The 10,731-nt window shown below is 64.1% G+C and carries 9 protein-coding genes; 4 read left to right on the forward strand and 5 right to left on the reverse strand.

Features of this window, described 5'->3' with window-relative positions; genetic code table 11:
- The first annotated feature begins 1,132 nt into the window (after window positions 1-1,132).
- The 4 genes from FJY88_08740 to FJY88_08755 are packed head-to-tail and all read left to right on the forward strand — an operon-like array spanning window position 1,133 to window position 5,420.
- A complete protein-coding gene (locus tag FJY88_08740) occupies window positions 1,133-1,552 on the forward strand; it encodes a hypothetical protein (GenBank protein ID MBM3287419.1) in 420 nt (139 codons plus the stop codon).
- A complete protein-coding gene (locus FJY88_08745; protein MBM3287420.1) occupies window positions 1,549-2,133 on the forward strand; it encodes an NAD(P)H-dependent oxidoreductase in 585 nt (194 codons plus the stop codon). Before FJY88_08740 ends, FJY88_08745 begins: the two co-directional genes overlap by 4 nt.
- A gap of 45 nt (window positions 2,134-2,178) precedes the next feature.
- Window positions 2,179-4,872 (forward strand): cation-translocating P-type ATPase, encoded by a 2,694-nt coding sequence (locus FJY88_08750; GenBank protein ID MBM3287421.1) that lies wholly within the window; start codon window positions 2,179-2,181, stop codon window positions 4,870-4,872.
- Window positions 4,873-4,907: 35 nt separating this feature from the next.
- Entirely contained in the window at window positions 4,908-5,420 is a 513-nt protein-coding gene (locus tag FJY88_08755; protein ID MBM3287422.1) for a DUF3795 domain-containing protein, read from the forward strand.
- Here FJY88_08755 and FJY88_08760 read toward each other — a convergent pair.
- The 5 genes from FJY88_08760 to FJY88_08780 are packed head-to-tail and all read right to left on the reverse strand — an operon-like array spanning window position 5,335 to window position 9,013.
- On the reverse strand, window positions 5,335-5,970 hold the full coding sequence (locus tag FJY88_08760; protein MBM3287423.1) for a hypothetical protein: 636 nt from the start codon (window positions 5,968-5,970) through the stop codon (window positions 5,335-5,337). The genes FJY88_08755 and FJY88_08760 overlap by 86 nt on opposite strands.
- The gene (locus tag FJY88_08765) at window positions 5,970-6,857 is read right to left on the reverse strand and encodes a hypothetical protein (protein MBM3287424.1); all 888 of its coding nucleotides are present in this window, start codon (window positions 6,855-6,857) and stop codon (window positions 5,970-5,972) included. The genes FJY88_08760 and FJY88_08765 overlap by 1 nt, the downstream gene beginning before the upstream one ends.
- Complete coding sequence (locus tag FJY88_08770; GenBank protein MBM3287425.1) at window positions 6,857-7,498, reverse strand: hypothetical protein; 642 nt, start codon at window positions 7,496-7,498, stop codon at window positions 6,857-6,859. Before FJY88_08770 ends, FJY88_08765 begins: the two co-directional genes overlap by 1 nt.
- Before the next feature lie 60 nt (window positions 7,499-7,558).
- A complete protein-coding gene (locus tag FJY88_08775; protein MBM3287426.1) occupies window positions 7,559-8,326 on the reverse strand; it encodes a hypothetical protein in 768 nt (255 codons plus the stop codon).
- 15 nt (window positions 8,327-8,341) lie between these two features.
- On the reverse strand, window positions 8,342-9,013 hold the full coding sequence (locus FJY88_08780) for an OmpA family protein (protein MBM3287427.1): 672 nt from the start codon (window positions 9,011-9,013) through the stop codon (window positions 8,342-8,344).
- Window positions 9,014-10,731 lie beyond the last annotated feature (1,718 nt).

Genomic DNA, 10,731 nt, shown 5'->3' on the forward strand with positions numbered 1-10,731 from the left:
GCTCCCCCTCGTGCTCCAAAACCATCCGCACGGCCCGTTCCCGGACCTCCGGTGAATACCTGCTTGCTCTAGCCATGACCCCATCCTCTCATGAAATGGAGTCTCCGGTAATCCCGGGGCGGTTCATTGCGCGCCGCCGCTGATGCGACCAAGACACAGAAGGAGGTGGATGAATGAGCCGAGTCTCCGCTTGCCCCGAATGTGGTAGTGAGATCAGCCTCTGGGCTTCCAAGTTTGCCTGGTTCTCTGGCGGTAGGGTCTCGTGCCCAAGCTGTCGCGCCCTGCTCAGGTATGATTGGACGCCCGCGATCTCGATTCTCAGCTTCGTCGTGTTCGTTCTTCTCTGGATTGGCTCCTCCGCCGTCACGACCCGACTGGTACCGCGCGGACTCGGGGCAGCGTTCCTCTCCGCAGGTCTCTTTGCCGCGCTTTTCTTCCTCGTCTCCTGGGCCACCGCCTTTCACCTGAGATCCAACGTCAAGCTTCGCGCGCGCGTGGTGGGAGCGAGTAGAGAGGACCGAGCCTGACAGCGGGTGACGCTTCCGCATCGCTGCTGACCCCGCCGTTGGGCCCACAGTAGGAGGAATGGGAATCCAATGCCGATCCTAGATATCGAGATGATCTGCCACCCCGGCGAAGGAGTTCCTTCAGGCCTCTCTGGAGCCTTCGCCGACGCGGCGGCCTCCGTCTTTCGGACGCCTCCAGGCCACACATGGGTTCGCCTCCACAGGCTGTCTTCGGACTGCTATTCCGAGAACGGTTGTGCCGCCGATCCCGGCATTCAGCCGGTATTCGTTCACGTCCGCAAGGCGACCTTGCCACCAGAGCCCGACCTCAGGAAAGAGGTCTCGGCCCTGGCTGAGGCCATCGCGCGGGTCTGCGACCGGCCGGTCGAGAGTGTCCATATCCTCTATGATCCACCGCTTATCGGGCGCATCGCATTTGGAGGCAGGCTACTGAGTGGAGATTCGGAGTAAGTCCTCGCCGGTACCCGTCGGGAGCGGCGGGATTCGGATGAGCCCAGAAGCGGTCGATGACGCCCCGAGATGCGCAAGCGGGTTTGCTATGATCGAGGTGATGAACCTAGACCGCTTCGACCTCCGGCCATAGCGCGTGTGGGACGGGTGCCGCGATGCTCGTTCGTTGCTTCTGGCGCGATTGCAGGTATCGCGGCACGACTCGCAACGCCGAGCCGCTCGACTGTTTCTGGGTCGAGGCGACTCCGGCAGAAGCCGAGGAGGCTATCTTCCCCCGCCTGGGACCTGCCGCGGTAAGCGAGTCCAAGGCACTCGCTCAGCGCTTCGAGAAGCTGGCCGAAAGGATGTCAGTCCCGGCTCGTCCATTCTGTTTCCTCATCGCGCGAGATCTGAGTACAATCGACCCGTTCCATGTGCATTACCCTATCCATCAGTTATGGAACGCCTACTCGCCTTTTGAGGGGATGCCAGCGAAGGAGATCATGGACTTGGACGAGTTGCGTTTCCTTGCCTTGCCGCCAAGTGGTCCGGACGAGCCGAACCAGGCTTCTGATCAGCCGACGGAGGACTCATGAAAACGCTGATCGTCCTTGCTCATCCCAATCTGGCCGAAGAGTCGCTTGCCAACAAGATCATCGTTGATCGGGTCAGAGGCATCCCGCAAGTCACGATCAAGGACCTCTATCAGGAGTCCCCATCCTTCAAGTTCCAGGTGGCGGAGGAGCAGGATGCGTTACTGAGGGTCGACTCTGTCGTCTTCCAGTTTCCATTCTATTGGTATGGCGTGCCCGGCATCCTGAAGGAGTGGATGGATCGAGTCCTCGCCTATGGCTTCGCATACGGCTCCACTGGCGACAAGCTCAAGGGTAAGGACTTCCTGGCCTCTCTCACCATCGGGGGCCCGGCAGAGGCCTATCGCGAAGGCGGATACAACAACTTCACCATCAACGAACTGCTGAAGCCACTGCGGCAGATGGCCAGTCTGACGGGCATGCGGTATCACCGGCCCATCGCCTCGCATGGGATGATCTTCATCCCCAACGTTTACAACACGCAAGAAGCCGTCGAAGAACGCGCGAGACGGCACGCTGACGAGCTTCATCGCTACATCACTGTTCAGAAGACAGAAGAACTGCCATCGAACCAGGCGCTATGAACGATACGTGCCTCCGATCCCTGTTGCCCCTCTCATGAGAAACCAATGAAACCTGAACTCAAAGACGGGCTCCCCCCGTGGCATACCCTTTCAAGCGCGTCCGTCCTCGCGGAGCTGAAGTCCTCACCCGCCGGGTTGACAAGAGCTGAGGCGGCCCAGCGTCTAACAGAGCACGGGCCGAATGAACTGCAAGCCGCGCGCGGCATCTCGCCGTGGATGATCCTCCTTGAGCAGTTCAAGAACGTGTTGATTATCATTCTGCTCGCGGCAGCCGTGCTCTCGATCTTCCTCGGACATGGGATTGAAGCCGTCGCCATTGCCGTCATTGTTCTGTTTGCTGTGTTCTTGGGTTTCGTGCAGGAGTACCGCGCGGAACGGGCCATCGAAGCATTGCGTCAAATGGCCGCGCCGACGGCGACAGCCGTCCGTGATGGAGCTGAAGTGGAGGTGGCGGCGCGGGATCTTGTGCCGGGCGACGTGATCCTCCTGCGAGCAGGTGACAGAGTGCCCGCCGACGTCAGGTTGATCGAGGCCGTCAATCTGCAGGTGGAAGAGGCGGCCCTTACCGGCGAATCGGTTCCTGTGGAGAAGCATGCCGACGCCCTCAGCGGCGACGACTTGGCCTTGGGCGACCGGAAGAACATGGCCTACGCCGGCACGGCGGCAACATATGGGCGAGGCCGCGCTGTTGTCGTCGCGACGAGCATGGGCACGGAGTTCGGCAAGATCGCCCTGATGCTTCAGACGATCGAGACCGGCAAGACCCCTTTGCAGGAGAGCTTGGACAAGGTCGGACACGCCCTAGCACGGGCCGCCTTGGTGGTCGTGGTGGTCATTGTTGGCCTCGGCCTGTTCCGTGGGCAACCCGTCATAGAGATGTTGATCTTCGGCGTCGCTCTCGCCGTTGCCGTTGTTCCAGAGGCTTTGCCCGCCGTCGTCACCATCTCGCTCGCCATCGGCGTGCAGAGGATGGTCAAGCGTCATGCGCTGATGCGCCGCCTGGCGGCCGTTGAAACACTCGGCAGCACTTCGATCATTTGCTCCGACAAGACCGGTACGCTGACGAAAGACGAGATGACGGCCCGGCAGATCTTCGTGGCCGGGCAGATCCTCCAGATCTCGGGCGCGGGCTACGAGCTGGACGGTCAGTTCTCGCGAGACGGCGTCCGGATTGAGCCGCCCCAGGCGCTGAAACTGCTGCTGCGGGCCGGCGCTCTCGCCTCCGACACGGACATCGTCCAGAGCGAGGCTCACGGCCACGTGCATCTGAAGGGCGACCCGACCGAGGGAGCATTGGTGGTGGCTGCCGCCAAGGCGGGGATATCGAAGGCCAACCTGGAGTCTCAGTTCCCCCGCGTGAACGAGATTCCGTTCACCTCCGAAACCAAGCGCATGACCACGCTGCACGCCGGCCCCGAAGGTGTCGTTGCTTTCTCAAAGGGCGCGCCGGAAGTCATCCTCGATTCCTGCGCGCGCCGGGTGACCGACGAGGGCGAAGCGCCGCTCGACCCGAGCAGCAAGGAGGAGATTCTGCAAGCGGCCCGCCGGATGGCGAGTCAGGCGTTGCGGGTTCTGGCCGTCGCTTCCAAGCCTGGCGCATCCCTGGCGAACGCCGAGAGCGAGATGACGTTTCTTGGTCTCGTGGGCATGATCGATCCGCCGCGCCCGGAGGCGAAGGCCGCGATTCAGAAATGCGAGCGGGCGGGAATAAAGCCGGTGATGATTACCGGCGACCACCCAGTGACCGCGCAAGCGGTAGCCCGCGAACTGGGCCTGCTCAAGACAGGCCGCGTCGTCACCGGCGCGGAACTGGAGGAGATGAGCGAGGTCGAGTTCGAGCGGGAAGTAGACGACATCGAAGTCTACGCTCGCGTGTCTCCGGCGCACAAGCTGAGGGTGGTCACGGCCCTGCAGAAGAAGGGCCACATCACCGCGATGACGGGCGACGGGGTGAATGATGCGCCGGCGCTCAAGAAGGCGGACATCGGCATCGCTATGGGCATCACCGGCACGGACGTGACCAAAGAGGCCGCCGCCATGACGCTCACCGATGACAACTTCGCTTCTATCGTGGCGGCGGTGGAAGAGGGACGGGGCATCTTCGGCAACATCAAGAAGTACCTGATGTACCTGCTCTCGTCCAACATCGGCGAGGTCGTCCTGATGGCCGGGGCGACACTGGTCGGCCTGCCCTTGCCTCTGAGCGCCGTCCAGATCCTCTATGTCAATCTGGCCACCGATGGCTTGCCCGCACTGGCTCTGGCCGTAGACCCGCCTGAACCCGACTTGATGCTCCGCAAGCCGCGAAATCCGAGAACGGGCATCTTCACCCGGCCGGTGATCACCTTGATGGCGGTGGGCGGTCTGTGGTCGGCTCTGGTCAACTTGGGCCTCTTTGCCTGGGCGTTGAACTCCGGACGCAGTATTGAACAGGCCATGACGATGACGTTCGTCTCGCTGGTCCTGATTCAGTTCTTCAAGGCCTTCAACTTCCGCTCCGATCGCCACTCTGTGCTGAATAGGCCCTTCGCCAATCGGTGGTTGAATCTGGCGATTGGATGGGAGTTGTTGCTGTTGGCCGCGATCATCTACGTCCCCTTCCTGCATGAGCCGTTCGGCACGTTCAGCCTGCCGCTTCTGGATTGGGCCATCATCGTTGCCGTGGCTCTTACGGTTTCGCCCGTGCTCGAGTTGGCGAAGTGGATGGAGCGGCGCGGGTGGTTGGGGAAGATGAGTTAGGGGATCCGCGCTTCTGCCTCTGAAGGAGACCCGGTATGGAGATGAAGCCGAACCGCGAGGCATTTGAACGCGTCCGCGACCAGGTCGGGTTCTGCGGTATCTGGTGCGGGAGCTGCGCCGTTGGCAACGGTTCGGTAGGCGAGCGGGGAGCGGAACTGCGCGAGCTCCTCGTCGCCTACGACGCGCCCCAGTTTGCCGCCATAGGCATCGAGTGGGATCGCTTTCTGGAGGCTCTTGACGCCCTGAAACAAGCCGTCGCATGCCCCGGATGCCGGGCGGGCGGTGGTCGCGATGATTGCGAGATCAGGGCCTGCGCGCTCCGACGTCAGGTCGATCAATGCACCGGCTGCGTCTCCTTCGGTGGCGCGGGTTGCGAGGAGCCCACGATCCTGGAGCAGATGCGCTCCGGCGCCGCCAAAGTAGGCCTGTCAGTTCTGCGGTCGGGAGAGAAGCTGAGCGAGACTACGGGCCCACGCGCCCCAGGCTCTTGGGAAGATCCTCGAACAGGAACTGGAACCTCCCGATCAGAAGGCTCACGCGGCCCATGACGGTGTAGCCGAAGGACGCTCCGAAGCCGACCATCAGGAAGACGATCCCGATCCGCGAGATCCGTCCAACCGCCCCCCTGTGCTCCGCGCTGAAGTAGAAGTAGACGAGGATCGATGCGACCCCAACGAGGATCAGAATCGCGCCGAGAATCGTCCAGAGGGACGCCTCGCCGACAGCAGGCGGGAAAGTCCCGGCGATCTGCACCAGGATCCGCTCTTGAAGCACGGACGGGATGAGGTAACCAGACCAGGCGGCGACATAGAAGGCGATCGCGTAGCGGCTGATCCACTGGAAGCGCTTCCAGAGGCGGCCGAGCATCAGGATCCCCAGCACGCCTCCCGGAAGAAGCCAGATGTCGCCTTGCTGGAAGACGGGCACATAGAACTTGCGTATCACCGACGAGTAGAAATAGTGGACGACGTAGTATCCGGCCGAGACGCCGACCAGGAGGTGCTCGGCGAACTTGTAGACCGGGTTGTCTTTGTATAGGAGCGAGAAGATCGCCAGGGTGAGGAGGCCCGCGACCACAATGCCCAGATCGCCCCACATCAGGCGTCGCCTCCGCCGACCCTAGCGCGCCGTTGCGATCTCCTCTGGATCAGGAACCCCGCGTTCCCCGCGATGATGAAACAGACGATCAGCAGGTGGGCCATCGACTGGGCGTCCATCCCGCGCACGCCGGCCCCATCCCGCTCGATCAGCCTCTCGTATTCCGCAGCGCCCTTGAGCCCGCCCAGGAAGCCGGAGAGCTGGCCGGTCTGGTAGTAGGGATAGATCAGGACGGCCTGGATCGCAGTGTTCCCGGTGATGATCTTCTCGTTGTACTTCCCCCCTGCCCAGATCACCCAGTACTCGGCGAGAGCGCTGGCGGCGATCGTGGCGACGAGGGCGATCTGCTCGTAGGAATCGACCTCCGAGAGCAGAGGGATCTCGTCCGTGCGGCGGCCGTAATGGTCGGTCGGATAGGTCCGCTTGATGCTCTCGCCCATGCGCAGCATCGTCGCCGACCAGTCGGGGTTGTAGCCGAGGAAGACGTAGTCGGTGCCGTAGGCCTTGCCGTACTCCCGCGACGCCTCCCCTAGAATCCGCTCGACGATCCCGACTCCGCCGGCATAGGTGGTCATGGCGACGACGCGCAAGTCCTTCCGAAAGGCGTGCCGCAGCGTCGCCAGGGTCATCGGATCGAGCTCGGCCATGGTATCGGGCTCGTAGTCCAGGCTGAGGAGGATGACCTCGCCCGAGGAGAGCCGCTCGATCTCCTCGAAGTAGGCCCGCGCCTCGTTGGAGACCTGGATCGGGAGGTTCAGGGGCAGGAGAATCGGAAAAGCGACTGCCGCCGCGATGGCGAGGAAGATGATCCTCCGATCGAGGTTCACCAGGATGTCCTGGAAACGGCCGGTCCCGCGGAGCCCCTCGTCGTTCCTCCGGCCGGCCATCACGCCCCCTTACCCAGATAGGTGCGCTCGATTCCTACGATGATCTTGATTGCGGTCGATGTGATCCCGAGGCCGACGCCGATCATGATCCCGCGCTTGGCGGCCATGTTGGGGTAATCGAGGATCCAGGTCGACAGGGTGGCAAGGGAGTAGGTCTTCTCGCCGGCGCTGAAGCCGATCAGCTCGCCGAGCGGCACCCGGCCGAGCATCACGATGACCCCGGCGGTCAGGAGCAGGGCCGCATGGAAGCTCCGCGCCCGAAAGGCGCGATAGGAGGCGCTGGCGACGTAGAAGGCGAGCAGCGCAAACATCGTCGACTGCATCGGGGACTGCACGTAATCGAACAGCCAGGTGTAGGGCCCCCTCTGGGGACTGAAGGCGATGGCCCCCGCGATCATGAGGAGCAGCCCGGCGACGGTGACGATCGAGTAGAGCCAGCCCGCTTCGCGCTTCTCGATCTTCCGCCAGTGATAAAGGAAGAGGCTGACCACGCCGAGAATCAGCGTGATGCCGAAGACGACCTGCTTCCAGTCGAGCACGTTGTTATAGCGCGCCTCGATCCACTTGTCGGGCGTGAAGTACTGGATGAACATCAGCATCCCGACGAGGAAGCCGAGAATGACGGGGCCGGTGCTCTTCAAGGCCGATCTCCCATTCGCCAGACCCTCAACCTCGCCCCGTCATCGCTTGTCCCTCATCTCTCACTCGAGGATGGAGCGGACATCGACCCCGAGCAGCGCGAGGATCGTGCCCGCGAGCAGCGCGAAGAGGATCATCGCCTTGGCCGCGTCCTGGCCCTTGAGTGCGCCCAGCAGGAGCGGCTCGCGCGAGAGATAGACGCTGCCGGCGTAGAGCTCCTCCCCGATCAGGACGTAGTCGCAGGAGCAGATGAAGAAGGGGAGCTGTGAGTCCGCGTCGGTCCCGGCGATCTGGATCGCTCCGGTCGCGTTGCCGGTCTCGGCGAGGACGAGGCTCTCGGCATAGAAGTGACCGATGAAGAAGTTGGTCGCCGGACGCTCGCGCATCATCGTGCCGCAGACGGCGGCCGCGTAGCCGAACTGGCTCTGGGTCGTGTAGTAGATGTCGTTAGGATCGTAGAGGTCGGGACGTCCGACCTCGGTGAGGGCCTCGCGCACCACCTCCTGGGCCACGGTCATCACGATCGGATCGCGATTGGGCATGATGAGGCGGGTCTCGTACTGCCCGGCCCTGCGCGCCACCTGGCCCAGGATGTTGACGCTGGCTACGGTGGCGACCTCTTCCATCGGGTCGAGGCCGGGGCAGTAAAGGATCGGGCGACCCATCTCGGTCGCCCGACCCACCGCCTCATCGACCGCCTCGAGCCCCGCGATCCTCCGGATGAAGATCGACCCGCCTCTGCGGGCGCGCCTGATGAACCAGACCAGGACGGCGGCGAAGAGCACCGCCGCGACCGCCGTCGGCAGGCGATCGATATGGAGCGCGGACACGGGCGCTCGACGTCCCTATCCCTTGCGAGCCTGCTCCTCGGCGGCCTTCTTGAGCTTTTCGTTCGCCATGACGGCGACCTCGACCCGGCGATTGGCCTGCTTTCCCTCGGACGTGGCGTTGTCGGCGACCGGCTGCGTCTCGCCGTAACCGATCGTCGACATCCTGCCGCTCTCGACGTTCCGCGAGGCGAGATAGAACGAGACGCTCTTGGCCCGGCGCTCGGAGAGAAGCTGGTTGTGCTCCTCCGTTCCGTCGGAGTCGGTGTGCCCCTCGATCAGGATGTTCGTGTCGGGGTACTTCGCGAAGATGGAGGCCAGCTTCTCGATATTCTCCTTCGCTGCCGGCCTGAGCTCCGCCTTGTTGACGTCGAAGAGGATTCCGGACTCGAAGGTGAGCTTGATGCCCTCGCCGACACGCTCAACCTTGGCGCCCTCCAGGTCGTTCTCCATCTCGGCCGCCTGCTTGTCCATGTAGTCGCCGATGACCACTCCCGCGGCGCCTCCGACGGCCGCCCCGATGATGGCGCCGGCGGCCGTGTTGCCCGCCTGCTTGCCGATCACCCCGCCGATCACCGTGCCGGCCGTGCCGCCGATGATCAGTCCCTTCTCTTTCCGGGTGAGGCTTGCGCAGCCGATACTCCCGGCCAACAGGATCGCGACCATCGCATAGGAAACGAATCTCTTCATCTCAGACCTCTCCTCTCGTTCAAGCAGGCCCTCTCCGCATGCCGACCTACGGAAGAATCTTGCCCCTTCCCACGAGGCTCTCCACCGCCAGCAAGCCAAGCACCATCATAAGCAGGATGGGCCAGAGCTCGCGACCATGACGTTCCTCGAGCAGATCCCGGGTGATCTCTCCATCCGGCGCGAGGATCGCAGCCGGAGGCTCGAAGAGGTCCCGGAGCCAAGCCTCGGGGGCGACGCGCAGATCGGACTCCCGCGCGTCGAGATTCACCGCGAAGAGCCCGAGACGAGCCCCGTCGGTCCGCGCGATCTCGTAGATTCCCGGAGACCTCGTGGGCGGACCCTTGAGCCAGATCCTGCCTTCCCTCTCGGACCGCTCCATGGCCGAGCGCGCGCCCTGAGGGTCGATCATGAGAGCTTCTTGGGCGCCCAGGCGATCGATGTCGACGGCATGCTCGATCATCTCCCCCGCCAGCAGGCGATCGCGTCCGCCGCCGTGCGCGATCAGGTACTGCATCATCCTGTGGAGCAGCGGCAGGAAGGCCCCGCTGGTCGGCAGATCGTTCCAGCGGCCGTCGAGCGAGGACGTGAACACGAGCGTCCCGCGATCCTCTATCAGCGCGGGCAGGCCTCCCGAGAACTCGGCGAGCACGCGCGCCTCCGGCCCGGGCCTTCCCTCCAAGATGCGCCGGAACTTGGCCGCCGAGAGGTTCTCCCCCGCGGCGGTTCCGAATCCGTCGAAGATCGGATGGCCCGTCGCGGCCACCCTGAGGCTGCGGTAGGCGTCCGGTCCCTCGGTTTCGCCCCGGGACCCGAGCAGCTCGATGTCGGCCAAGTTGCGGGAGAGCGTCGAGTTGTACATTCGCGGATCGGTCCGCTCCCCGAGCACGATGAGCAGGCCTCCGCCCTCCGCGCGGAAGCGCTCGATCTGCCCGAGCGCGGCCTCCGGCAGGCGGCCCAGATCGAGCAGGATGACCGCGTCGGCCCGGATCGCGGCCGCGAGCCCCGAAGCGTCGGCTGAGATCGCCTCGACGCTGAAGAACTCATGCGTGCCGCTCGGATCCAGGGCGAGAGAGACATAGCGGGCCGCGGGATCCTCTTCCGGGTTCGGGGCCCCCGAGACGACCAGGACCGTGCGCACTCCCGGCTGCTCGGTCACGAGGAAAGCCTGATTGTCCGCGGGGAGAGGATCGGGGGCCAGAGCGACGCGTAGCCCTCCGGTCGAGGGGAGCCTGCGCAGGAGGACGCTCATCTCGGTTCTGCCCATCGGCGGCACGGTGACGTAGGCCTCGCCGAGCGCTTCCGGGTTCTCCCCATCGCTCAGCGCGCGCAGAACGACATCGCGCGCCTCCTTCTCGGATTCGTTCGACACGGTGACGATCAGACGCGCGCCGCCTTCCGGCCCCGCCCCCAATGGATCGAGCCTGAGCCGCTCGATCGCGAGGTTGTCGATGGAGAGCCTGCGTGCCGGGATGAGATAGACGCGCGGTCCGGCCATCGCGGCCCGGCTCAGCGCCTCCGGGATCTTCACGGTCGCGCTGTCGCCGCTCTGGCGGCTCTCCGCCTGCCAGGCCTCGAGATCCGATCTCTGGAAATCGGAGACGATGAAGAGCTCTCGGTTGATCGTCTTCGCTTCCGCGAGGAGGGCGAGCGCTTGCGAAACGGCCTGCCGCAGATCCGCGCGGGTCGCCCCGATCGCGGAGCGCTCGATCTCCTGGCGG

The sequence above is a fragment of the Candidatus Eisenbacteria bacterium genome (assembly GCA_016867495.1).
Classification (GTDB): Bacteria; Eisenbacteria; RBG-16-71-46; order CAIMUX01; family VGJL01; genus VGJL01.

What these genes read in the sequence shown, in the direction of transcription:
- FJY88_08780 (MBM3287427.1), bottom strand. Translation starts at nt 9,013, where the DNA reads ATGAAGAGATTCGTTTCCTATGCGATGGTCGCGATCCTGTTGGCCGGG.
- FJY88_08765 (MBM3287424.1), bottom strand. Translation starts at nt 6,857, where the DNA reads ATGGCCGGCCGGAGGAACGACGAGGGGCTCCGCGGGACCGGCCGTTTC.
- FJY88_08760 (MBM3287423.1), bottom strand. Translation starts at nt 5,970, where the DNA reads ATGTGGGGCGATCTGGGCATTGTGGTCGCGGGCCTCCTCACCCTGGCG.
- FJY88_08745 (MBM3287420.1), top strand. Translation starts at nt 1,549, where the DNA reads ATGAAAACGCTGATCGTCCTTGCTCATCCCAATCTGGCCGAAGAGTCG.
- FJY88_08755 (MBM3287422.1), top strand. Translation starts at nt 4,908, where the DNA reads ATGGAGATGAAGCCGAACCGCGAGGCATTTGAACGCGTCCGCGACCAG.
- FJY88_08740 (MBM3287419.1), top strand. Translation starts at nt 1,133, where the DNA reads ATGCTCGTTCGTTGCTTCTGGCGCGATTGCAGGTATCGCGGCACGACT.
- FJY88_08750 (MBM3287421.1), top strand. Translation starts at nt 2,179, where the DNA reads ATGAAACCTGAACTCAAAGACGGGCTCCCCCCGTGGCATACCCTTTCA.